General features: G+C 64.6%; 20 protein-coding genes. 12 read left to right on the top strand and 8 right to left on the bottom strand.

From position 1 onward, the window contains the following. Window positions 1–10 precede the first annotated feature (10 nt). The 5 genes from apaG to L8F97_RS04165 are packed head-to-tail and all read left to right on the top strand — an operon-like array spanning window position 11 to window position 2,326. Window positions 11–409, top strand: coding sequence for a Co2+/Mg2+ efflux protein ApaG (apaG, locus tag L8F97_RS04185; protein ID WP_242146755.1), 399 nt, complete (start codon window positions 11–13; stop codon window positions 407–409). Between the two features lie 16 nt (window positions 410–425). Beyond that, window positions 426–1,217 (top strand): LysR family transcriptional regulator, encoded by a 792-nt coding sequence (locus tag L8F97_RS04180; protein ID WP_242146752.1) that lies wholly within the window; start codon window positions 426–428, stop codon window positions 1,215–1,217. Continuing rightward, window positions 1,214–1,741, top strand: coding sequence for a GNAT family N-acetyltransferase (locus tag L8F97_RS04175; RefSeq protein WP_242146751.1), 528 nt, complete (start codon window positions 1,214–1,216; stop codon window positions 1,739–1,741). Before L8F97_RS04180 ends, L8F97_RS04175 begins: the two co-directional genes overlap by 4 nt. Continuing rightward, window positions 1,738–1,998: a hypothetical protein gene (locus tag L8F97_RS04170; RefSeq protein ID WP_242146749.1), complete on the top strand. Its 261-nt coding sequence runs from the start codon at window positions 1,738–1,740 to the stop codon at window positions 1,996–1,998. Before L8F97_RS04175 ends, L8F97_RS04170 begins: the two co-directional genes overlap by 4 nt. Continuing rightward, on the top strand, window positions 1,991–2,326 hold the full coding sequence (locus L8F97_RS04165; RefSeq protein WP_242146747.1) for a hypothetical protein: 336 nt from the start codon (window positions 1,991–1,993) through the stop codon (window positions 2,324–2,326). Before L8F97_RS04170 ends, L8F97_RS04165 begins: the two co-directional genes overlap by 8 nt. A 42-nt stretch (window positions 2,327–2,368) precedes the next feature. On the opposite strand, the gene L8F97_RS04160 is transcribed toward L8F97_RS04165, so the two are convergent. From L8F97_RS04160 to parE, 3 genes are all read right to left on the bottom strand, one after another. Beyond that, window positions 2,369–2,737, bottom strand: a complete 369-nt coding sequence (locus tag L8F97_RS04160) for a hypothetical protein (RefSeq protein ID WP_242146745.1) — start codon at window positions 2,735–2,737, stop codon at window positions 2,369–2,371. Next, window positions 2,706–3,323: a division/cell wall cluster transcriptional repressor MraZ gene (locus L8F97_RS04155; protein ID WP_242146743.1), complete on the bottom strand. Its 618-nt coding sequence runs from the start codon at window positions 3,321–3,323 to the stop codon at window positions 2,706–2,708. Before L8F97_RS04155 ends, L8F97_RS04160 begins: the two co-directional genes overlap by 32 nt. Before the next feature lie 162 nt (window positions 3,324–3,485). Next, window positions 3,486–5,471 carry a DNA topoisomerase IV subunit B gene (parE, locus tag L8F97_RS04150; protein WP_242146741.1) on the bottom strand — a complete coding sequence of 662 codons (1,986 nt, stop codon included), beginning with the start codon at window positions 5,469–5,471 and terminating at the stop codon, window positions 3,486–3,488. Window positions 5,472–5,742: 271 nt separating this feature from the next. Between parE and epsC the strand changes: the two genes are divergently transcribed. Next, window positions 5,743–6,423 (top strand): serine O-acetyltransferase EpsC, encoded by a 681-nt coding sequence (gene epsC, locus L8F97_RS04145; protein ID WP_242146740.1) that lies wholly within the window; start codon window positions 5,743–5,745, stop codon window positions 6,421–6,423. Continuing rightward, on the top strand, window positions 6,423–6,776 hold the full coding sequence (locus tag L8F97_RS04140; RefSeq protein ID WP_242146738.1) for a DUF2794 domain-containing protein: 354 nt from the start codon (window positions 6,423–6,425) through the stop codon (window positions 6,774–6,776). Before epsC ends, L8F97_RS04140 begins: the two co-directional genes overlap by 1 nt. A gap of 531 nt (window positions 6,777–7,307) precedes the next feature. Here the strand turns inward: L8F97_RS04140 and rpoC are convergent. Continuing rightward, on the bottom strand, window positions 7,308–11,594 hold the full coding sequence (gene rpoC, locus L8F97_RS04135) for a DNA-directed RNA polymerase subunit beta' (protein ID WP_242146736.1): 4,287 nt from the start codon (window positions 11,592–11,594) through the stop codon (window positions 7,308–7,310). A gap of 76 nt (window positions 11,595–11,670) precedes the next feature. After that, complete coding sequence (gene rpoB / locus L8F97_RS04130; protein WP_242146734.1) at window positions 11,671–15,852, bottom strand: DNA-directed RNA polymerase subunit beta; 4,182 nt, start codon at window positions 15,850–15,852, stop codon at window positions 11,671–11,673. A 357-nt stretch (window positions 15,853–16,209) separates the two neighbouring features. Here rpoB and L8F97_RS04125 point away from each other — a divergent pair, with 357 nt between their 5' ends. From L8F97_RS04125 to L8F97_RS04110, 4 genes are all read left to right on the top strand, one after another. Beyond that, a complete protein-coding gene (locus L8F97_RS04125) occupies window positions 16,210–17,364 on the top strand; it encodes a hypothetical protein (RefSeq protein WP_242146732.1) in 1,155 nt (384 codons plus the stop codon). 74 nt (window positions 17,365–17,438) lie between these two features. Beyond that, a complete protein-coding gene (locus L8F97_RS04120) occupies window positions 17,439–17,960 on the top strand; it encodes a DUF2975 domain-containing protein (RefSeq protein WP_242146730.1) in 522 nt (173 codons plus the stop codon). A 1-nt stretch (window position 17,961) separates the two neighbouring features. Beyond that, window positions 17,962–18,177, top strand: coding sequence for a helix-turn-helix domain-containing protein (locus tag L8F97_RS04115; protein ID WP_242146728.1), 216 nt, complete (start codon window positions 17,962–17,964; stop codon window positions 18,175–18,177). Next, window positions 18,174–18,896: a hypothetical protein gene (locus L8F97_RS04110; RefSeq protein WP_242146726.1), complete on the top strand. Its 723-nt coding sequence runs from the start codon at window positions 18,174–18,176 to the stop codon at window positions 18,894–18,896. The genes L8F97_RS04115 and L8F97_RS04110 overlap by 4 nt, the downstream gene beginning before the upstream one ends. Window positions 18,897–19,078: 182 nt before the next feature. Here L8F97_RS04110 and rplL read toward each other — a convergent pair whose 3' ends face one another. The 3 genes from rplL to L8F97_RS04095 form a co-directional block, all read right to left on the bottom strand. Next, window positions 19,079–19,456, bottom strand: a complete 378-nt coding sequence (gene rplL, locus L8F97_RS04105; RefSeq protein WP_242146724.1) for a 50S ribosomal protein L7/L12 — start codon at window positions 19,454–19,456, stop codon at window positions 19,079–19,081. A 65-nt stretch (window positions 19,457–19,521) separates the two neighbouring features. Next, complete coding sequence (gene rplJ / locus L8F97_RS04100; RefSeq protein ID WP_242147164.1) at window positions 19,522–20,049, bottom strand: 50S ribosomal protein L10; 528 nt, start codon at window positions 20,047–20,049, stop codon at window positions 19,522–19,524. Window positions 20,050–20,581: 532 nt separating this feature from the next. After that, window positions 20,582–20,788, bottom strand: coding sequence for a hypothetical protein (locus L8F97_RS04095; protein ID WP_242146721.1), 207 nt, complete (start codon window positions 20,786–20,788; stop codon window positions 20,582–20,584). Between the two features lie 102 nt (window positions 20,789–20,890). Between L8F97_RS04095 and L8F97_RS04090 the strand changes: the two genes are divergently transcribed. Then, window positions 20,891–22,807 carry an AsmA family protein gene (locus tag L8F97_RS04090; RefSeq protein WP_242146719.1) on the top strand — a complete coding sequence of 639 codons (1,917 nt, stop codon included), beginning with the start codon at window positions 20,891–20,893 and terminating at the stop codon, window positions 22,805–22,807. Window positions 22,808–22,878 lie beyond the last annotated feature (71 nt).

Genomic DNA, 22,878 nt, shown 5'->3' with positions numbered 1-22,878 from the left:
AAGTGACGCGATGAAGTCGCTGTTCCCGCACGTCGCGGAGACGGACGGCGTGGTGGTGCGCGTGTCGGTCAGCTATTTGCCCGAACAGTCCGAGCCGGCGCGTGGGCGCTGGTTCTGGGCCTATCACATCCGCATCGAGAACGACGGCGCACAGGCAATCCAGCTGCTTACCCGCCACTGGGTCATCACCGATGGTCGCGGCGCGCGCCACTCGGTCGAGGGGGAAGGGGTGATCGGCGAACAACCGACGATCGCGCCGGGCGGCAGCTACGACTATGTGTCGGGTTGCCCGCTCGCGACGCCCACCGGCGCGATGCAGGGGCATTATCATGTCGTCGGCGCGGATGGCGCCGGGTTTGACGCGGCAATTCCGCGCTTCGCGCTGCTCGCCCCGGCGGTCGGCGCGTGATCGCCGCCACCGCGCGATGAAGCGCACGCACCTTCCGCTCAACGGCCTGCGCGTGCTCGATGCCGCCGCGCGGCACCTGTCGTTCACGCGCGCCGCCGACGAACTGGCGGTGACACCGGCGGCGGTCGGCCAGCAGATCCGCGCGCTGGAGGACACGCTCGGCGTCGTGCTGTTCCGCCGCACCACGCGGGGCTTGGAACTGACGCCGGAGGGCGAGGCCGGGCTCGAGGCATTGCGCACCGGCTTCCTTCAGTTCGAGGAAGCGGTACGCGCGATGCAGGCGGGGCAAACCTCCAAGTCGCTCACCATCGCCGCGCCGCGCGATCTGACAGAGAAGTGGCTGATGCCGCGCCTCGCCGAGATCGCGCGCGGCGACGGCGAGTTGCGCTTCGTGTTGATCTCCGCCGACGAGACGATCGATTTTACCGAGGCCAATCTCGATCTCGCGATCCGCTGGGGCGACGGGCCGGGCGAGCATGAGGGCGAGGCGATCGAATCGGACGGTATGGTGACGATCGAACGCCCCGGCGGCGGCGTCGATACACGCATCTCCTGGCCGGGATGCCAGAACGACGATGCGGTATCGCTGGTGCGCGTGGGGGACGCGGGGCTGGCGATCGACGCGGCGGCGGAGGGGCTTGGCCGCGCGACCGTGTCGGAACTGCTCGCCGCCGCAGACATCGCCGCTGGCCGGGTGGTGGTCACGGGCGGTCCGAACCCGTTCGCCAAGGGATACTGGCTGATTGCGCCGTTACCGCAGTGGCGCCAGAAGAAAGTGCGCGCGCTGGTCACGGCGCTGACCGCGTGAACGATACGCTCGCCAGCGCCCGGCTCAGGTTGCGGCCGCAGCGGATCGACGATGCCGAGGCGCTCCATGCGGCCTATGGCGACGTCGATCTCATGCGCTATTGGTCACACGCACCGCACGCCGACGTGGCGGAGACGCGCGCGTACCTATCCGAGCGGGTCGGCAAGGGAGACTGGCGGACGTGGTCCGTGACGCTGGCCAGTGATGATACCGCGGTTGGTCTGGTCGCGGCGGGGACGAAGCGGCCCGGTGTGATAGAGATCGGCTACCTGCTTGCCCGTGCGTATTGGGGGCATGGCTATGCACGCGAGGCGGTGTCGCGCGTGCTCGACCGGCTGTTTCGTGAGGAAGGTGCGCGTCGCGTGTTCGCGGACACTGATCCTGAAAATGAAGGCTCCAACCGGCTTCTAAAGGCGCTCGGCTTTACGTTGGAGGGGCATCTGCGCGCCGATTGGGAAACCCATATCGGCGTGCGTGACACGCATCTATGGGGCTTGCTCGCGTCAGAATGGTCGACACGATGACACCGCCCGACCTGACCGACCCCGCCGCGCGGTCCGCATACCAACGCGAACTGCGCGCAATCGCACGGCCGATACGGCTGATGGGTGTGGCGCTGTTGGTCGGTGGCGCGTTACTCGCCGCGCTCCAGCGTACGCGCTTTCCGGCGATCCCGACGGTGCTGCCGTTGGGATTCGTGGCGCTCGGCGCGCTGCACATGCTGGCCGGTATGGCGGTGCGCCTGAAATACCATCAGCGACGGATGAAGGGCGATGGCTAAGGCAGATCGCCTCGAACGGATCGACCTGCGGCGCGCAGACCTCGAGGTGGAATATCATGCCGCGCTCGTCGCCGCGCTGCGCACCACGGCGAGCGGGGTATGGGGTCTGTTCGATCATCAGCAGGATCGGCGCACCCGTGCCAAGCTCGCGCCAGTGGTCGATGCGCTGATCGAGACCGGGGATGCCATCGCCGCCTTGCGGGAACACCTCGGCATGGAGCCGTTCGCGCTGCACCGTGAATTCCTCGCCTCGCGCGGGCCGGTTGCTTCGAGCGCGGTGGGCGAGCCGAAGCAGGCGCAGGCGTGGCTCGCACGCCTGGGCGTATAGCGCTGCGTCGATCCGGTTAGCCTCGCCGGATCGCCTGACGCGTCACGCCGCCAGAGCCTGCGGTTGATACAACGATTCACCTTTACGGCCACGGCCGACGTTGATCTGCACGCTGACGTTCCAGTTTGGCTTGGGTTGCGATACGCGGATCACGCGGCCGGCAGCGTCGCGCGTGCGGCGGGCATGACGGTCCGAGCCGCGCAGCCCATCAACCATACGCCACAGCAGCACCGAAACGCCGATCCGGACGGCACTGGCAACCAACGCGATCGCATTAGTTGCCGCCTTCACCTGTATGACCAGCCAAGGCTTTTTGTTGAACAATTCGAGGTCGGTCGCACCCCAGTCGACGCGAAACCCCTCCGGCACCGGCTTCCACTTAGCGCCGGCCGACGCCGTCGATCGGATCATGTCGTGGCTGCAACGCGCGCAGCGGCTGAACTGGAAGCCCTGGTTGGTCACCGACGCAGGCGCCGCGACGTGACCCGACATATTGCAAAGAAACTTCATGGCTGGCTCCCTGTTGATTCTGTGTGTTGAGAAGGTCGAGATGAAGATTGGCGAGCTGCTGAAGATCGCGCGCGCCGTGATTGAGGACATAGTCGAGATCCCAGACCTCGAAGCAGTGACCCATCCCGATGAGCAGGATGTGGCGAGCCGCACCGCGTTGCTCGTCGAGCCACCCGGGGATTTGCAGCCGTCCCTCGCCGTCAAGGCGCGCTGAGGCGGCGAAACCAAAGTGTCTGCGTAGCCGGTCGAGCGGGTCGGTCGCATCGGTCAGACTGCCAATGACGGTATCGCATGCGAAGCGCTCGAGCCGTTCGTTCAGCACCACGCTGTCGAACACGACGAGGCAATTAAGCTGATCGTGCAGACCGACATGCACCTCATCGCGTGTGCCGCGTGCGGTCACGGTGCCAAGAAACGGCTCGGGCAGCTTGACGATGCCGCCGCTGCCGATCGCACAGATCGCACTTCCTACAAACAGTCGACTCACGTTCGGTCTCCCCGGCTGTTGAGCAAGGTTTAACCGTGGTTAACGAGTCGTTGAAAGATTGTAGGATTACCCTAGGGCCATCGCCGATAAGGGTATATCCTGACAGTATAAGTCTGCTAAGTCTTTACCGGTATTCGACTTTGGTGGGATATAGGATGTCGCTCAAGCATCGAGCTCCGCAACATCCATCCGGGCTGCATTCTCCTGAATGAACGCGAAGCGGTGCGCCGGGTTGGTACCCATCAGCCGATCGACCAAGTCTTTCACGCCGGCCCGTTCCTCATATTCCTGTGGTAGCGTGATGCGGAGCATCTGCCGCGTTGCGGGGTCCATCGTCGTCTCACGCAACTGCATCGGGTTCATTTCGCCAAGCCCCTTGAAGCGCGCGACATCGACCTTCTTGTTCTTGAACGGACCTTTCTCGATACGCGCGCGATCCGCATCGTCCATCGCGTACAGGCTCTTGGTACCGGCGGTGAGGCGGTAAAGCGGCGGTTGCGCGAGGAACAGATGCCCGCGCCGGACCAGATCCGGCATCTCCTGGAAAAAGAAGGTCATCAGCAAGGTCGCAATGTGCGCGCCATCGACATCGGCGTCCGTCATGATGACGATCCGCTCGTAGCGCAGATGATCCGTGTTGCAGTCCTTGCGCGTGCCGCAGCCGAGCGCCTGGATAAGATCGGCGATCTCCTGATTGGCGAGGATCTTGGCCGAGGTCGCCGATGCGACGTTGAGGATCTTGCCGCGAATCGGCAGGATCGCTTGTGACTTGCGGTCACGCGCCTGCTTGGCCGAGCCGCCGGCCGAATCGCCCTCGACGATGAACAGTTCGGTACCTTCGGGGCTGTCTGCGGCGCAGTCGGTCAGCTTGCCGGGCAGGCGCAGTTTCCGCGCGCTGGTGGCGGTCTTTCGCTTGACCTCGCGCTCGGCCTTGCGGCGCAGGCGATCGTCCATCCGGTCGAGGATATAGCCGAGCAGCGCCTTGCCGCGCTCCATATTGTCGCTGAGGAAGTGGTCGACATGGTCCCGCACCGCGCGTTCGACCAGCGCCGCCGCCTCGGGGCTGGTAAGCCGGTCCTTGGTCTGGCTCTGGAACTGCGGATCACGGATGAACACCGACAGCATCAGCTCGCTGCCTATCATCACGTCCTCGGGCGCGATGTCCTTCGCCTTCTTCTGCCCGACGAGATCGGCGAACGCGCGGATGCCCTTCACCAGCGCCGCGCGCAGACCCTGTTCGTGCGTGCCGCCGTCCGGCGTGGGGATGGTGTTGCAATACCAGCTATAGCTGCCGTCGCTCCACAGCGGCCACGCCACCGCCCATTCGACCCGACCCTGCTCGTTCGGGAAGTCCTGCCGTCCGGTGAAAAAGTCGGCAGTGGCGCACTCACGACCGCCGATCTGCTCGCGCAGGTGATCGGCTAGCCCACCGGGAAACTGGAACACCGCCTCAGCCGGCGTATCGCCGGCAAGGAGCTCGGGCGCGCAGTGCCAGCGCACCTCGACGCCTGCGAACAGATACGCCTTGGATCGCACCAGCTTGTAGAGCCGCGCCGGCTTGAACAGCATCTCCGGCCCGAAGATCTCGGTGTCGGGTGTGAACGCAACCGAGGTGCCACGCCGATTCGGCGTCGGCCCCAGGGCCTCCAAAGGTCCGAGCGTCACGCCGCGCGAAAAACGCTGGCGATAAAGCGTTTTGTTACGCGCGACTTCGATAACCGTATCTGACGACAGCGCGTTGACCACGCTGATGCCGACGCCGTGCAGACCGCCGGCTGTCTGATATGCCTTGCCTTCGAACTTGCCGCCGGAATGCAGCGTCGACAGGATTACCTCCAGCGCCGACTTGCCGGGAAATTTCGGATGCGGATCGACCGGGATACCGCGTCCGTTGTCGACGACGGTCAGACGGTTGCCTGCTTCCAGCACGACCTCGATGCGGGTGGCGAAACCGGCCACCGCTTCGTCCATCGCATTGTCGATCACCTCCGCGGCGAGGTGGTGGAGCGCGCGTTCGTCGGTGCCGCCGATGTACATGCCCGGCCGGCGGCGCACCGGCTCCAACCCTTCGAGCACCTCGATCGAGGAAGCGTCATACTCATGGCCACCCGGCTTGGGTTGGGCGGCGAACAGATCTTCGTCGGACATAGGAAACGGAATAGCGCACGCTGTGCGTGCCGGCTAGAGCGCGCCAGAACAAAACGGGAGCGCAGCCACTTCGCCGGCGCCTGCCAGACCGATCAGGCGCGAGAAAGTCGCGCATTGCTTGGTCTGTACGTTAAGATGATGCGCTGGATAGGCTCGATATCGATCTCCGGTGCCAATGATCGGTCTTACAAGAGCCAGTCGCTACGCATCGGTTCTTTTATTCGTCGGCGCCAAGTCTTAGATAACTTGAAAGGACAAGGGGACGCGTTTAATGTTGCAGCGCTTGGTCGCTTATCTCGACTCGATCAAGGCGCGTGACCCCGCGCCGCGCTCACGTGTCGAGATTCTCACCTATCCTGGTGTGTGGGCGCTGGCGTGGCATCGCGTCGCGCACCGGCTATTTACCGCACGGCTTTTCTTCCTCGCGCGGCTGGTGAACCATTTCTCGCGAATGACGACCGCAATCGACATCCATCCCGGCGCCACGATCGGCCGCCATCTGTTCATCGATCACGGTTTTACCGTCATCGGCGAAACAGCGGAGATTGGCGACAACGTCACCATCTATCAGTGCGTCACGCTCGGCGGTACCGCGCCGGATAATGGCATCGCGGGCAAGCGCCATCCGACCCTGAGCGACAATTCGATCATCGGCTCGGGCGCGCAGGTGCTGGGGCCGATCACGGTTGGTTCCGGCGCACGCGTCGGTGCGAATGCGGTGGTTACGCGCGATGTGCCCGATGGCGCGGTGATGGTCGGCATCCCCGCCCGGCCAACGATGATCGAGGGCGGACAGTCCAAGCCGAGCTTCCTTGCCTATGGCACGCCGTGCAGCGACGTGTTCGATCCGCAGACGCAGAAAATCGAACTGCTGCGTTGCGAGCTCGAAACGATGCGCAAACGTCTCGACATGCTTCTCGCCGAGCAACAGGACCTGCGCAACCGCGCCTGATGGGTACGGTAACGCCTTTTCCGGTGCCGCAAGGCGGCCGTGCCGGTCCTTCACAGGTCGCTTTCGATCGGCCTGAACTTTCGCGTATTCTCGATCTCTACGGGCGGATGGTCGCGGCCGGCCATTGGCGAGACTATGCGATGGATCTTGGCAGTGAAGCGGCGGTGTTCTCCTGCTTCCGCCGCGCCGCCGAACGACCGGAGTTTCGCATCGAAAAACGTCCGGCGCTGCGTAACCGGCAGGGTATGTGGGCGCTGATTGGCGAACAGGGCGCCGTACTGAAACGCGGTCACGAGCTTGGTCCGGTCCTCGCGCCGGTGGAACGGCGGCTTATGAAGCTCGTCGAGGAATAGCCTATACCGACGATGTTTGGCGTTCATTCCCCGCCAGCGCCGTCGTCCTAAACAAGCGCGGCGAACACCACCCCTGTGGGCCTTACGGCAGACGGCATTTCTGCCAGAAGTCTATTCTTGACCGGCGCAAGCTGAGGCGCCTGGTGTTCCGCACGCCGCTCCCGCTCGCGACCGGTTTCTCCTAAATCCGCATGCAGTGCATCGGCAGCATGTCTGACGGGCAGGGGCGGGAGCATCGCGCGTGGAGACTGCCGAGATCGGCCGCAGTAAGCTGGTCGGGCGCTAGGGCTTAACGGACGATTGCTCTGCGGACGATCTCGGATGCATCGCTCGTCCACCTCTCCGTAACGCCGCGAAGATGCGACGCGAAAGGGATCTGCCGCGAGCTAACGGCGTATTCTCCAACGCCGCGCGGTATGTAGCGTTCGTCACACGACGAGAAACCTCGGCTGGCAACAAAGCTGTGCAATGAAAAACCGCCGCCCGGGTATCCCCGGACGGCGGCTTTCGTCTCTCGATCAGGCGAGCCGATCAGCTCTCCAGGTAATCACCCGCATCGGCATCGGTGCCGGTGCCAGACGTCTCGACATCCGCCAGCGCATCGCGCGTACCACCGGCGTCACGCGGGCTGCGTGCCAGTTCGGCAGCATGCTCTTCGGCTGCAGAGTTCGGCGCAACGAACGCCACCTCGGCCATCCGTCGCATCGATACGCGCTGTGCCGCATCGCGCGAGGAGGCCGCGACTCGCAGGCGGTTGATCCCCGCGCCGGTGCCTGCCGGGATCAGCCGGCCGACGATAACGTTCTCCTTCAGGCCGATGAGCGTGTCCTGCTTGCCCTGAACCGCCGCCTCGGTGAGGACGCGGGTGGTCTCCTGGAACGACGCCGCCGAGATGAAGCTGCGGGTTTGCAGCGACGCCTTGGTGATGCCGAGCAGGACAGGCTTGCCCTGTGCGCGGACCTGGCCCTTGTCGAGCTTGTCGTTGATCGCGTCCATCTCGTCACGATCGACCTGCTCGCCGGCGAGCAGCGTGGTGTCGCCGCCCTCGGTGATCTCGACCTTCTGCAGCATCTGACGAACGATCGTCTCGATGTGCTTGTCGTTGATCTTCACGCCCTGCAGACGATAGACCTCCTGGATTTCCGCGACGAGATATTCCGCCAGCGGCTCGATGCCGAGCACCTCCAGAATGTCGTGCGGGTCGGGGCTGCCGCCGATCAGGTTGTCGCCACGCTTGACGTAGTCGCCTTCCTGAACGTCGATCACCTTCGACTTGGGCACCAGATACTCGACGACCTCGCCGCCATCCTCGGGCTGGATGCCGATCTTGCGCTTCGCCTTATAGTCCTTGCCGAACACCACGCGGCCCGAGACCTTGGCGATGATGGCGTTTTCCTTCGGCTTGCGTGCCTCGAACAGCTCGGCCACGCGCGGCAGACCGCCCGTGATGTCGCGGGTCTTGGCACTCTCGCGACTGACACGCGCCAGAACGTCGCCGCCCTGAACCGTCGCACCATCCTCGACCGAGAGCGTCGCGCCCGGCACCAGCATGTAACGGCCAGCCTCTTCCGCGCTTTCGCCGGTGAGGGTGAGGCGCGGGCGGAGATCCTCCTTCGCCTTGCTGGTCGCACGATACTCGATAACGACCCGCTGCGAGATGCCGGTCGCTTCGTCGGCCTGCTCGGTAAGCGTCTTGCCCTCGATCAGGTCGACATACTTCACGACACCGGGGTTCTCCGTAATCACCGGCATGGTGAACGGGTCCCACTCGGCAAGACGGTCGCCCTTCGAGACGATCGCACCATCGTCGTGCAGCACGTACGAGCCGTACGGCAGACGATCGACCGACCGCTCGCGACCGTCCATGTCGACGATCGCGACTTCGCCCGAGCGCGACAGAACGACGCGACGGCCGCGCTGATCGGTGATGATGCGCAGGTCACGATATTCGAGCGCACCGTCGGTTGCCGCTTCGAGGTTCGACTGCTCGTTGAGCTGCGCCGCGCCGCCGATGTGGAACGTCCGCATCGTCAACTGCGTGCCCGGCTCGCCGATCGACTGCGCCGCGATGACGCCGACCGCCTCACCGATGTTCACCGGCGTACCACGGGCGAGATCACGTCCGTAGCACTTGCCGCAGACACCGATCTTGGTCTCGCAGACCAGCGGCGAACGGATCTTGCACGATTGCGTGCCGATCGCCTCGATCCGCGCCACCATCGGCTCGTCGAGCAGCGTGCCGAGCGGGATCACCACCTCGCCGGTCTTGCTGTCGATGATGTCCTCGGCCGTGGTGCGGCCCAGGATACGCTCGCCAAGCGATGCGATGGTCGAACCACCCTGGACGATCGCGCGCATTTCCAGCGCCCGCTCGGTCCCGCAATCCTCTTCGATGATGACGCAATCCTGCGACACGTCGACGAGACGGCGGGTCAGGTAGCCCGAGTTTGCGGTCTTCAACGCCGTATCCGCGAGACCCTTACGGGCGCCGTGGGTGGAGTTGAAATATTCGAGGACGGTCAGGCCTTCCTTGAAGTTCGAGATGATCGGCGTTTCAATGATCTCACCCGACGGCTTGGCCATCAGCCCGCGCATACCGGCAAGCTGCTTGATCTGCGCCTGCGAGCCACGCGCACCGGAGTGCGCCATCATGTAGATCGAGTTGATCGGCTTCTCGCGACCCTTGTTCGGGCCGTCCTCGTACTTCTTGACCGCCTTGATCTCGTTCATCATCGAGTTGGCGACCTGGTCACCGCAGCGTGACCACGCGTCGATCACCTTGTTGTACTTCTCCTGCTGCGTGATCAGGCCGTCCTGATACTGCTGCTCGAAGTCCTTCACCTGCTCGCGCGTCTCGTCGACCAGCTTGTCCTTGTCCGGCGCGATGATCATGTCGTCCTTGCCGAACGAAATGCCCGCCTTGAACGCATGGCGGAAGCCGAGGCTCATGATCGCGTCGGCGAACAGCACCGTGTCCTTCTGGCCGGTGTGACGATACACCTCGTCGATCACGTCGCCGACGTCCTTCTTGGTGAGGAGACGGTTCACGGTGTCGAACGGCACCTTGGACGATTTCGGCAGGCACTCACCGAGCAGCATGCGACCTGGGGTGGTCTCATAGCGCTTGAGGTAAGGCTCGCCATTCTCGTCGGTCTGCGGCACGCGGCTGATGATCTTGGTGTGGAGCGTCACCGCGCCGGCCTCGATCGCCTGATGCACTTCCTGCATGTCGGAGATCAGCATGCCCTCGCCGGGCTCGCCTTCCTTCAACATCGACAGATAATACAGACCCAGCACCATGTCCTGCGACGGCACGATGATCGGCTTGCCGTTGGCGGGGCTGAGGATGTTGTTGGTCGACATCATCAGCACGCGCGCTTCGAGCTGTGCCTCGAGGCTCAGCGGGACGTGCACGGCCATCTGATCGCCGTCGAAATCGGCGTTGAACGCGGAGCAGACCAGCGGGTGAAGCTGGATCGCCTTGCCCTCGATCAGCACCGGCTCGAACGCCTGGATGCCGAGACGGTGGAGCGTCGGTGCGCGGTTGAGCATCACCGGATGCTCGCGGATCACCTCGTCCAGGATGTCCCAGACTTCCTTGCGCTCCTTCTCGACCCACTTCTTCGCCTGCTTGAGGGTCATGGAAAGACCCTTGGCGTCGAGCCGCGCGTAGATGAACGGCTTGAACAGCTCGAGCGCCATCTTCTTCGGCAGGCCGCACTGATGCAGCTTCAGCTCAGGCCCGGTCACGATCACCGAACGACCCGAATAGTCGACGCGCTTGCCGAGCAGGTTCTGGCGGAAGCGGCCCTGCTTGCCCTTGAGCATGTCGGACAGCGACTTGAGCGGACGCTTGTTGGCGCCCGTGATCGTGCGACCACGACGACCGTTATCGAACAGCGCGTCGACCGCTTCCTGCAACATGCGCTTTTCGTTGCGGACGATGATGTCCGGCGCGCGCAGTTCCATCAGCCGCTTGAGGCGGTTGTTGCGGTTGATCACGCGCCGATACAGATCGTTCAGATCCGACGTCGCGAAGCGGCCACCGTCGAGCGGCACGAGCGGACGCAGTTCGGGCGGGATGACCGGCACGACCTCGAGGATCATCCACTCCGGGCGGTTGCCCGAATCGATAAAGCTCTCGACGACCTTCAAGCGCTTGATGATCTTCTTGGGCTTCAGCTCGGATTTGGTGACCGCGAGCTCTTCGAGCAGATCCTTGCGCTCGCCCTCGAGATCGAGGCTTTCGAGCATGATGCGCACTGCCTCGGCGCCGATGCCGGCCGAGAACGCGTCCTCGCCATACTCATCCTGCGCGTCGAGCAGCTCGTCTTCGGTGAGGAGCTGATACTTCTCGAGCGGGGTTAGGCCCGGCTCGATCACGATATACGCCTCGAAATACAGCACACGCTCAAGCTGCTTGAGCTGCATGTCGAGCAGCAGGCCGATGCGCGACGGCAGCGACTTCAGGAACCAGATGTGCGCGACCGGTGCTGCCAGTTCGATATGGCCCATCCGCTCGCGGCGGACCTTCGAGACCGTGACTTCGACACCGCACTTCTCGCAGACGATGCCCTTGTACTTCATGCGCTTGTACTTGCCGCACAGGCACTCGTAATCCTTGATCGGACCGAAGATGCGCGCGCAGAACAGGCCGTCACGCTCTGGCTTGAACGTGCGATAGTTAATGGTCTCGGGCTTCTTGATCTCGCCGAACGACCACGAGCGGATGCGGTCCGGGGACGCGATGCCGATCTGGATCTGGTCGAAGGTTTCCGGCTTTACGACCGGATTGGCGAAGTTGGTAAGTTCGTTCATTCTCAAGTCCTCACTTGGAGGGAAAATTCTCGGGGCGGGGAGGGGAGGCGCCACCCGTCAGGATGGCGCCAGCCGCTCATTCCGCCGCGATCGCGACGCCGTCGGTGTCGAACTCTTCGACCGTCTTCAGCTCGACGTTCAGGCCCAGCGAGCGCATTTCCTTGACGAGCACGTTGAAGCTCTCCGGAATGCCGGCCTCGAACGTGTCGTCACCCTTGACGATCGCCTCGTAGACCTTGGTGCGGCCGACCACATCGTCAGACTTCACCGTCAGCATTTCCTGCAAGGTGTACGCCGCGCCGTAGGCCTGGAGTGCCCAGACCTCCATCTCGCCGAAACGCTGTCCGCCGAACTGCGCCTTACCACCCAGCGGCTGCTGCGTGACGAGGCTGTACGGCCCGATCGACCGGGCGTGGATCTTGTCGTCCACAAGGTGATGCAGCTTGAGCATGTAAATGATGCCCACCGTCACCTTGCGATCGAACATATCGCCGGTGCGACCGTCGAACAGGTCGGACTGGCCCGACGTGTCGAGACCCGCCAGCGTCAGCATGTCCGAAACGTCCGCCTCGCGAGCACCGTCGAACACGGGGGTGCCCATCGGCACACCGGTCTTCAGGTTCTCGGCCAGCTCGATGATCTGGTCGGCGGAACGGCCCTTGATGTCGTCGACGTAATGCTCGCCGTACACCTCGAGCAGACGGGTCTTCACCGCGTCCGGCATCGCGCCACCTTCGGCCTCGGGGTTGGCTTCACGCCAATCCTCCAGCGCGCGGTGGACCTGCTGGCCGAGATTGCGCGCCGCCCAGCCGAGATGCGTCTCGAAGATCTGCCCGACGTTCATGCGCGACGGCACGCCCAGCGGGTTGAGCACGAGATCGACCGGCGTACCGTCGGCGAGGAACGGCATGTCCTCCGCCGGAAGGATGCGCGAGATGACGCCCTTGTTGCCGTGACGGCCGGCCATCTTGTCGCCCGGCTGCAGCTTGCGCTTCACCGCGACGAACACCTTGACCATCTTAAGCACGCCCGGCGGCAGCTCGTCACCACGCTCCAGCTTCTCGCGACGATCGTCGAACTTCTCGCGGATCAGCTTGGCGGCCTCGTCATATTGGCCCTTCACCGCTTCGAGGTTCGCCTGAACCGCGTCGTCCGCAACCGCGAACTTCCACCATTCGTGACGATCGACCGAGTCGAGCACGTCCTGATCGATCACGACACCCTTCTTCGGGCCATTCTTCGGAACCGCGGTGGCGGTCTGGCCGATCAGCATCTCGCGCAGCCGCGACCAGGTCGCGCGGTTGAGGATGGTGCGCTCGTCGTCCGAGTCCTTCTTCAGGCGCTCGATCTCCTCGCGCTCGATCGCCATCGCGCGCTCGTCCTTGTCGATGCCGTGGCGGTTGAACACGCGGACCTCGACGACCGTGCCGGCGACGCCCGGCGGCAGGCGCAACGACGTATCGCGCACGTCCGACGCTTTTTCACCGAAGATCGCGCGGAGCAGCTTTTCTTCCGGCGTCATCGGGCTTTCGCCCTTCGGCGTGATCTTGCCGGCGAGGATATCGCCCGGCTCGACCTCGGCGCCGATGTACACGATGCCAGCCTCGTCGAGGTTGCGCAGCGCTTCCTCGCCGACGTTGGGGATATCGCGCGTGATGTCTTCCGGCCCAAGCTTGGTGTCGCGCGCCATGACCTCGAATTCCTCGATGTGGATCGAGGTGAAGACGTCATCCTTCACGATACGCTCGGAAATGAGGATCGAATCCTCATAGTTGTAGCCGTTCCAGGGCATGAACGCGACGAGCGCGTTGCGGCCCAGTGCCAGCTCGCCGAACTCGGTCGACGGGCCGTCGGCGATCACGTCGCCGACGTTGATCACGTCGCCCACCTTCACCAGCGGACGCTGGTTGATGCAGGTGTTCTGGTTCGAGCGCTGGAACTTCATCAGCGTGTAGATGTCGACGCCAGACTGGCCGGCCTCAACCTCGCCGGTCGCGCGGATGACGATACGGGTCGCATCGACCTGATCGACGATGCCCGAACGCTTGGCGGCGATCGCCGCGCCGGAATCGCGCGCGACGGTCTCTTCCATGCCGGTGCCGACGAACGGCGCTTCTGCCTTCACCAGCGGCACGGCCTGACGCTGCATGTTAGACCCCATCAGCGCGCGGTTGGCGTCATCGTTTTCCAGGAACGGAATGAGCGATGCGGCGACCGACACGAGCTGCTTGGGGCTGACGTCCATCAACGTGATGTTCGACGGCAACGCCATCAGGAACTCGCCTGCCTGACGCGACGAAACCAGTTCTTCGGTGAACTTGTCGTCTGCGTCCAGTTCCGCGTTGGCCTGCGCGATCGTGTGCTTGGCCTCTTCCATCGCCGACAGGTACACGACCTCGTCGGTAACGCGGTGGTCGATGACCTTGCGGTACGGGGTCTCGATGAAGCCGTACTTGTTGACGCGGCTGAACGAGGCGAGGCTGTTGATGAGGCCGATGTTCGGGCCTTCCGGCGTCTCGATCGGGCAGATGCGGCCATAGTGCGTCGGGTGAACGTCGCGGACTTCGAAGCCGGCGCGCTCACGCGTCAGACCGCCTGGTCCGAGTGCGGAAACACGACGCTTGTGCGTTACTTCCGACAGCGGGTTGGTCTGATCCATGAACTGCGAGAGCTGCGAGGAACCGAAGAACTCACGCACAGCCGCCACGGCGGGCTTGGCGTTGATGAGGTCGTTCGGCATCACCGTCGACACGTCAACCGACGACATACGCTCCTTCACGGCGCGCTCCATGCGGAGGAGGCCGACGCGGTACTGGTTCTCGAGGAGCTCGCCGACCGAGCGCACGCGGCGGTTGCCGAGGTTGTCGATATCGTCGATCTCGCCCTTGCCGTCCTTCAGGCCGACCAGCGTCTTCACGACCTCGAGGATGTCCTCGGTGCGCAGCGTGGTGACGGTATCCTCGACGTCGAGGTCGAGGCGCATGTTGAGCTTCACACGACCGACCGCCGACAGATCGTAGCGATCCGGGTCAAAGAACAGGCCGGAGAACAGCGATTCCGCCGTCTCGAGCGTGGGCGGCTCGCCAGGGCGCATGACGCGGTAGATGTCGGACAGCGCCTGCTCGCGCTCCTCGGCCTTGTCGGCCTTGAGCGTGTTGCGGATCCACGGGCCGGTCGCGACGTGGTCGATATCGAGCAATTCGATCCGGTCGATGCCGGCCTGATCGAGCAGTTCGAGGTTCTCGGCCGACACTTCGTCGCCCGCCTCGATATAGATCTGGCCGGTGGTCTCGTTGATGAGATCATAGGCCGAATAGCGCCCGAAGATCTCCTCGGTCGGGATCAGCAGGTCGGTGAGACCGTCCTTGCCGGCCTTGTTGGCGGCGCGGGGGCTGATCTTCTGGCCGCTCGCGAACACGACTTCGCCGGTCTTGGCGTCGACGATGTCGAACATCGGCTTCTGGCCGCGCCAGTTCTCGGCCTGATAGGGAACGATCCAGCCGCCCTGACCGCGTACGAACGTCACGCGGTTATAAAAGTAGTTGAGGATTTCCTCGGAGTTGAGGCCGAGCGCATAGAGCAGCGCCGTAACCGGCAGCTTGCGCTTGCGGTCGATACGAACGTTGACGATGTCCTTGGCATCGAACTCGAAATCGAGCCACGAACCGCGATACGGGATCACGCGCGCTGCGAACAGATACTTGCCGGAGGCATGCGTCTTGCCGCGGTCGTGATCGAATAGAACACCCGGCGAGCGGTGCATCTGCGAGACGATCACGCGCTCGGTACCGTTGATGATGAAGGTGCCGTTGCCCGTCATCAAGGGCATGTCGCCCATGTAGACGTCCTGCTCCTTGATATCGAGCACCGAGCGTGCCTCGGTATCGGCGTCCACCTCGAACACGATCAGGCGCAGCGTCACGCGCATCGGCGCCGCATAGGTGATGCCGCGCTGGCGGCACTCGTCAGTGTCGAACTTCGGCGGTTCGAGTTCGTAGTTCACGAAATCAAGCTCGGCGGTGCCGGCGAAATCGCGGATCGGGAACACCGAACGTAGCGTCTTTTCCAAACCGGACACATAGCCGATCGACGGGTCGGAGCGCAGGAACTGTTCGTAGCTCTCGCGCTGCACCTCGATCAGGTTCGGCATCTGCACGACTTCGTGGATATTGCCGAACACCTTGCGGATACGGCGCTTCGCGGTGCCTTCGCTCCCGCGCTGCTTTATAGCGCCGCCGTCGATCGGGTTGGTTGCCATGTGTGTTAGCCCTCACGTCAAAATTTCGTGCCCGGATCGCCCGGGCGGGCACGCCGAAGACGCAAAAAGCCGCTTGTCCTCCGGTTCGGGAAAACAGCAGCTTCTCGGCGTCCTCGTTGAACCACGGCTTTCTATTCGATCGACATGCTGCGCGACGGCATGTCATTTCCCGAAAGCTGTGGCGAAGTCATCCATATAGGCGCGGTGTTGGATTCTGTCAAACCACTCGCCCGGAACAAACGCGGAGATCGGTAGCGCAGTGAACTCGCCTCGTCGCCGGGATGCTTGTCTTATACGGATGCGGTCGTATTGCGGTGCCCTTATGATGGCACCGGGGCGACGTTCGTGATTTCTGTTATGACTGTGGGCCGCCGGGTCGGTGCCATCATGCTGGTGATGCCCGCATCCGCTGGCATTGCCCAGACGCAGAACGTGCAGGCGCCCGCGACGGTGCCCGGCCTCGACGATTACCGGCTGCCCGCGCAACCCGATCGCCCGACACCTCTGGTGACACCCGAGCCGAAGATCGCGCCACTGGCGCGCCCCACGCCGACCGCGACACCGGTGGCGATCCCGTCCCCGGCGCCGCTGTCGCCGCCGGTGACCACGACACCGCCGCCCGCGCGCCCGAAGGTGCGCCCCACGCCGCAACCCACGCCGGCTGCCGAACCGACCGCCGCGGTTGCCGTGCCGACACCAAGCGCAACCCCGACGATCGCTCCCAGCCCGACGCCGGCCCCCACGCCAAGCCTGTCGCCGTCGCCCACGCCGACGCCAGTAGCCGCTGCGCCGGCGACCGAACCACGATCGGGTGGTTGGCTATATTGGGTGATCGGCCTTGCCGTAGTGGCGCTGGCGGCTGCGCTACTGATCTTGCGCCGGCGCGGGCGCGCGACGGACGGGATCGAACCGCAGCCGGTCGCCTCGCCACCGCCGCCGCCTCCGCCGGTCATTCCGGCAGCACCGCCCGCACCGTCTCCAGTGGTAGAAGTCGCCGCGCCGCGCCCGCATGTCGAAATCGCGCTGGAAGTGAAGCGGGCCGGTACAAACCTGCTCAGCGCCGCCGTCGAATACCGCGTCATCCTGCGCAATGCCGGCGATGTGGATGCCCGTGATGTCGCGCTCGATATGCGATTGTTCGGGGTGGGGCCGGGGCTGGAGGCCGCGCTCGACGCGCTGTTCGCCGGGCCGCTTGGAGCCCCGGCGGTGGCGCGGTTCGACCTCGCCGCCGGAGCCTCCGCCGCGCTGGAGGGCACCGCGATGCTGCCGCGTGGCGCGATGCCGCCGCTGCCGATCCAGGGCGCGGGCGAGGACAGGGTGCTGTTCGTGCCGGTGATGACCGTCAATCTGCACTACGGCTGGCACAGCGGGAATGGGCAGAGCGCGGCGTCCTTCGTGGTCGGGGTCGATCGCGGCGCCAATACCAAGCTCGGGCCGTTCCGCCTCGACGGCGCGCCGCGCATGTATGACCGCGTACGGCAGCTTCCGTTCACCGTCTCACGGATCGTCTAATATCGATATTCGATATGTCACTTGCCGGTAATCGATAAGCCACCTAGCATATTCCCAAACCAAAGGGGAAAGCGATGGCACGCGATTCGATGATATCGGGCACGGCAACGGTGGTACGGGTGCTGGCGGTTCTTAACGTGGCTGCAGGTGTTGGTTTTGCCGCCGCTCTCTTGGTAAGCTGGCCGGCCGGGACGTTGCTGATGGCGCGGTTGCTGGCGAAATACCACGATCCCACCGTTGCCTTCGCGGGGTTGACCGGCATCCGGCTGGTGCTGGTGATAGGGCTAATTGCGGTGTGGGCCGTGTATCGCTTGTTCACCGCATTGGCCGCGATCCTCGCCAGCCTGCGTAGCGGCGATCCGTTCCTGCCGGACAATGCCGCGCGGGTGCGCACCATCGCCTGGGCGATGCTCGCGCTGCAAGTGCTCGATACGGCGCTCGGCGGCTTGGAGTTCTGGCTGGCCTCCCTGCATATCGACGTGCTGACCTGGACGCCGTCGGTCGGCGGATGGCTGTCGGTGCTGGTCGCATTCGTGCTCGCCCATGTATTCGCGCGCGGCGCGGCGATGCGCGACGATCTCGTCGGGACCGTCTGACATGCCGATCCGCGTCAGGCTCGACGATATGCTGCACGCCCGCCGCATGTCGCTCACCGATCTTTCCGAAGCCGTCGGCATCACGCTCGCCAATCTGTCCGTCCTCAAGACCGGCAAGGCCAAGGCAATCCGCTTTTCCACGCTCGAGGCGATCTGTCGCGTGCTCGAGTGTCAGCCCGGCGACCTGCTCATCGCCATCGAGGAGGACGAGGCATGAGGTTCCGGCACGCGCTCACCGCGACCTATCGCGGCAGCATCGCCTTCATCGTCGCGTGTCCGTTGCTCGCGCTGGTCCCCGTAGCGTTCGAACTGCTCCAGCATGTCGTAGAGGTCCGCATCGGCCTGTACGCCAGCCCCGCCGCCGCCCGTCTGCATGAACATGACGCGTGGCGGATGAGGTTCGGCATGGTCAAGGTCCTCGCGCTGGTCCTGCCAGGCTATTGGATCGTGCGCTATCTCGCGTGGCGTGATCCGGCTCGCGCGGTGCGCGCCGATCCGCGCGCGCTGCGCATGTTTGCGGGGTTCGTCACGGTTCAGCTCGCCGTCGCGGTAATACAATTGTTCGCGCTGCCGGCGAATATGGCGGTGACGATCGCCGGGTTCTTGGTCGCCACGGGAATTGGCATCCTGATGCTGGCGTGGGGCGTGGCGGCGGTGCTCGGCAACGCAAGCGTGGGCCCACGCGCTTCGGTGGCGATCATGCGCCGACACGTGCCATGGACGTTCGCCTTTTCGCTCGCCGCGATGCTGCCGTTGATGGTCCCGCATTACGCGTTTGCGGCGCTTGCCATCCTCGGCCCGAAGCGGTTGCTGTGGCCGGTGCTGATCGCCGACTCGCTGCTGGTCGGCTGGCTCGCGGTGGTGATGCAGGCGAGTGGCTATTTCGCCGCTACGCGCGCGGCTGGCAAAGCCGGCGTGGCGCTTGACGCTGGCTAGGCGGGGTAACGCGCGACGCTATCCATCAACGCAGAAAGGGGCGGCATCCGTGTGGATGCCGCCCCTTTCTGTTTGGCGAACCGTCACGGGCGAAGCCCGTAACGTCGGACGCGAGCTTTGCTCGCGCCGGCCGGCCTTGCGGGAGGTGGGTCCAGCCAGGCTGGACCTGCCCCCGCTGCGGCTTACTTGACTTCGACGGTCGCGCCGGCGGCTTCGAGCTGCGCCTTGATCTTGGCAGCCTCGTCCTTCGACACGCCTTCCTTGACGGCCTTAGGAGCCGACTCGACCAGCGTCTTGGCTTCGGTCAGGCCGAGCGAGGTGATCGCGCGGACTTCCTTGATGACGTTGATCTTCTTGCCACCGTCGCCGGTCAGGATGACGTCGAATTCGGTCTGCTCTTCAGCAGCCGGAGCAGCGGCGCCGCCGGCAGCGGCAGGTGCTGCTGCAACAGCAGCGGCAGCCGAAACGCCCCACTTCTCTTCGAGCATCTTCGAAAGCTCAGCGGCTTCGAGGACGGTCAGTTCGCTCAGGCTCTCAACGAGCGCGTTCAGGTCGGCCATGTGTAGTCTCCATCTTGGGGCGTCGCCCCGCTCTGTTCAGTGTGAAATCTCGAAGCGGATGCCGATCAGGCGTCCGCGCCTTCCTTGTCCTTGTCGGCGTAAGCCGCGAGAACGCGGGCGAGCTGGGCCGCCGGAGCCTGCGTGATCGTCGCGAGCTTGGTTGCCGGGGCAACAAGCAGGCCGATGATCTTGGCACGCAGTTCATCCAGCGACGGCATCGTCGCCAGCGCTTTCACGCCTTCCACGTCGAGGACGGTCGCGCCCATCGATCCGCCCACGATTTCGAACTTGTCGTTCGTCTTCGCGAAGTCGACGGCCACCTTGGCGGCCGCGACGGGATCGATGGAGGTGGCGAGACCGACCGGACCGGTGAGCATGTCGCCCAGACCGGTGTAGTCGGTGCCGTCCAGCGCGATCCTGGCAAGCTTGTTCTTCGAGACCTTGTAGCTCGCGCCGGCATCCCGCATCGCGTTGCGCAGTTTGGTCGACTGCGCGACGGTCATGCCGAGGTTGCGGGTGACGATCACCGCGCCGACTTCGGCAAAAGTGCGGTTAAGCTCGGCGACGAGCTCGGTCTTTTGAGCACGATCCATGCCATTCTCCACGTTGGACCCGCCGCAAGCGACGGGCCGGTTAACCCGCAAGCGCACGACCAAAGGATCGCGTGCCGACGGGGGCTGTCCAGCGATGGGGTTTGGCGGACCGGCGACACGTCGCTACGGACCGAGGGCAGGGGCTTGCGCACCAGCCGAAATACCATTCCCCGTCTCGGTAGGAGATTAAGCGACGGCAAACCCGGCGCACCTACTGTCTCGGACGGACCCGGCGGGCGCGAACGCCTGTCGGGTTGAGGTCGCGCTCATACAGGGCGACGGTGGGAAGTCAACCGACGGCGTGCCAGCATCACTGAACCGGCCCGCCGGGGGCATCGGATACGCCAGTCTGAACGAAATTGTCGCCGAACGGTCACTCCCGCTAAGGATTTACCCGTAACCCCGGTCTATACCTGAACACAGCATTACGCATCCGACTCAATCGGGTTCGCGCATCACGGGTTTTGAACGGTTTGCCCCGCTACGGCGCAGGGCTGCAAGTCAGGAGAGGGGGGCCGGGCCAACCGGCCCCTTAACCTGCCGCCTTCACCGTCACCCACACCGCCACCGGCACGACCACCTTGCCGGGCGCGGGCTTGCCCACCTCGACCCGGTCCGCCGTCACCAGTTCACCGGTCGCGAGGTTGAAGGATGCCCATGGCTTGGGCATGCGCCCGAACGTCATTTTCTGAATGGGTTGGCCGGTGGCCGTGTTCATGATGGTTGCGATAACTGCCATGCCGGGCCGATAGCGAGGAACGGTCCGCGCTGTCCAGCCGACGCGACCGTTAATCAGACATTCGGTTCCTGCAGTTGGCAGTATGAAAAGGGTGATTGCAGCATGGCGATGACACCGGCGACGCGGTCGCTCCTAAGCCGGATCGGACTGGCCGGCGCGGCTTTGCTGCTCGTTGTCGCATTGTTCGTCCTTGCATTGGGCATGCTGCCGTTCGGTCTGCTTCGCCCGGTGCTGGAGGCGCGCATCGCCGCCCACTTTGGCGCGGCAGTCCATATCGGCTCGATCAGCCGCAAGCAGGTGTTCTCCTACGCGCCTGACATTTCCATCAACGATCTGCGGATCGCTCAGCCCACATGGGTCCGCGGTGGCGATTTCTTGACGGCGCGATCGGTAACCGTCCGCCTGCCGGTGCTGCGACTGCTGTTCGGGGAGGTGCATCCCGATGCGGTGACGATCGACGGATTGACGGTTGCGTTGGTCCGCGATGCGCACGGCCGCTCCAACTGGGAAAGCCAGCACGCGCATAACACCCGCGTAGCCACGCACGGACTGACCTTGACCCGCCTCGTCATTCGCAACGGCTATCTTAGCCTGCGCGATATGAGGCGTAGGCTGTTCGTAGCCGGCCCGTTCGATGCGATGGGCGCAACCGGGTTGCGGCTCGCGGCGAACGGCACCTTTCTCGACACGCCGGCTCGGCTAGATTTACGCGGCGGTCCCATCGATGGCGTGGACCCGGCGGCGCCCTGGCCGGTCGAAGTGCATCTGGCGTCCCCCGCGCTGCATCTCGACGCGAGCGGCGCTACCGACGGTGTGCTCAACACGCACCGATTCCACGCTACCATAACCGCGCGAGCGCCGACGCTGAAGAATTTGGACCGGGTGATCGAGGCGGGGCTGTTCGGCACGCAGCCGATCGCGCTGATCGGCGAGGTGCGGCACGATGGCCGTGATTGGTATCTCGACCGGCTCGGCGGCGGGGTCGGTCGGTCCCGCTTCGTCGGCAAGGCCACCGTGCTGAAGCGCGATGGCCGCACCCGGATCGACGGCGGGTTCCGGGCCAGTCAGTTCGATTTCGACGATCTTTCCGATGCCGCCGGACGAGCGCGGTCCGCCGCCAGCCGCGCCGCAATCGGCCCCCGGGTGCTGCCGCCGACGCCGATCAACCTGTCCCACCTCGAGCGCACCGACGGCACGCTGACGGTTCGGATCGACCGGCTGCTGGCGAGCGGCGGCACCGTATTCCGCAGCCTCGCCGGGCGTCTCAACCTCGATCACCGTGTACTGAGCGTCGATCATATCGTCGCCACGCTAGGAGGCGGGCAGATGACCGGGCTGCTCCGGGTGGATCACCGTAGCGGGCGCCCCAAGCTGTCGACCGACCTCCGGCTGGAGGGGGTGGCGCTCGACACGTTGATCGGCATGCCCGACGATGTGGCGGGCATCCTGCGCGGCCGCATCGCGCTGTCGGGCGAGGGCGACACCTTGCGAGCGGCGCTGAGCCATGCCGATGGCAGGGCGGCGATCGTGTCAAACCACGGTACGATCAAGGCGACGGTTGCGGACGTGCTAGGGCAGGATCTCGGCGGGACGATCCAGCAGGCGATCCTTCACCCGTCCGACCGCGAGCCGCTACGCTGCCTAGTTGCCGATCTCCGCGCACGCGGTGGTATCCTGACGCCGGACCCGCTGGCGATCGACACCGGCAATGCGGTCGGTCACGGCAGCGGGCGGATCAACCTTGCGGACGAGACGATCGCGCTGACGCTTGCGGGGCGCACGCGGGGCAATCCAGCGCTACGCATCGTCGATCCGATCCGGCTTGGCGGCACGCTTAGCAAACCGTCTATCGCAATCGCGGGGAGCGGCACCGCATCGGGCAAACCGAGTGTCGGCGGTATTTTCAAGGCGCTTGGCCGCTCGATCAAGGACGCGCTCGGCTTCGGTGACGATGCTCCGCCGCGCCCTGTCTTCGCGCCGCTCGATTGTCGGCGGCTGAGTGCGGCGGCGCTGCGCTGAACATCGTTTAGTAATTAGCCGACGAGGAATACGAGAAGGGCCGGGAGATCGCTCTCCCGGCCCTTCGTTAC

The organism is Sphingomonas sp. BAUL-RG-20F-R05-02 (assembly GCF_022662305.1).
In the GTDB taxonomy this organism is placed as follows: Bacteria; Pseudomonadota; Alphaproteobacteria; order Sphingomonadales; family Sphingomonadaceae; genus Sphingomonas.
The sequence above is the reverse complement of the archived record's forward strand: the minus strand, read 5'-3'. Positions and strand labels throughout refer to the sequence as shown.

Coding starts and splice junctions, on each gene's coding strand:
- apaG (WP_242146755.1), top strand. CDS start 11: ATGAAGTCGCTGTTCCCGCACGTCGCGGAGACGGACGGCGTGGTGGTG.
- L8F97_RS04180 (WP_242146752.1), top strand. CDS start 426: ATGAAGCGCACGCACCTTCCGCTCAACGGCCTGCGCGTGCTCGATGCC.
- L8F97_RS04170 (WP_242146749.1), top strand. CDS start 1,738: ATGACACCGCCCGACCTGACCGACCCCGCCGCGCGGTCCGCATACCAA.
- L8F97_RS04165 (WP_242146747.1), top strand. CDS start 1,991: ATGGCTAAGGCAGATCGCCTCGAACGGATCGACCTGCGGCGCGCAGAC.
- L8F97_RS04160 (WP_242146745.1), bottom strand. CDS start 2,737: ATGATCCGATCGACGGCGTCGGCCGGCGCTAAGTGGAAGCCGGTGCCG.
- parE (WP_242146741.1), bottom strand. CDS start 5,471: ATGTCCGACGAAGATCTGTTCGCCGCCCAACCCAAGCCGGGTGGCCAT.
- epsC (WP_242146740.1), top strand. CDS start 5,743: ATGTTGCAGCGCTTGGTCGCTTATCTCGACTCGATCAAGGCGCGTGAC.
- L8F97_RS04140 (WP_242146738.1), top strand. CDS start 6,423: ATGGGTACGGTAACGCCTTTTCCGGTGCCGCAAGGCGGCCGTGCCGGT.
- rpoC (WP_242146736.1), bottom strand. CDS start 11,594: ATGAACGAACTTACCAACTTCGCCAATCCGGTCGTAAAGCCGGAAACC.
- rpoB (WP_242146734.1), bottom strand. CDS start 15,852: ATGGCAACCAACCCGATCGACGGCGGCGCTATAAAGCAGCGCGGGAGC.
- L8F97_RS04125 (WP_242146732.1), top strand. CDS start 16,210: ATGACTGTGGGCCGCCGGGTCGGTGCCATCATGCTGGTGATGCCCGCA.
- L8F97_RS04120 (WP_242146730.1), top strand. CDS start 17,439: ATGGCACGCGATTCGATGATATCGGGCACGGCAACGGTGGTACGGGTG.
- L8F97_RS04115 (WP_242146728.1), top strand. CDS start 17,962: ATGCCGATCCGCGTCAGGCTCGACGATATGCTGCACGCCCGCCGCATG.
- L8F97_RS04110 (WP_242146726.1), top strand. CDS start 18,174: ATGAGGTTCCGGCACGCGCTCACCGCGACCTATCGCGGCAGCATCGCC.
- rplL (WP_242146724.1), bottom strand. CDS start 19,456: ATGGCCGACCTGAACGCGCTCGTTGAGAGCCTGAGCGAACTGACCGTC.
- rplJ (WP_242147164.1), bottom strand. CDS start 20,049: ATGGATCGTGCTCAAAAGACCGAGCTCGTCGCCGAGCTTAACCGCACT.
- L8F97_RS04095 (WP_242146721.1), bottom strand. CDS start 20,788: ATGGCAGTTATCGCAACCATCATGAACACGGCCACCGGCCAACCCATT.
- L8F97_RS04090 (WP_242146719.1), top strand. CDS start 20,891: ATGGCGATGACACCGGCGACGCGGTCGCTCCTAAGCCGGATCGGACTG.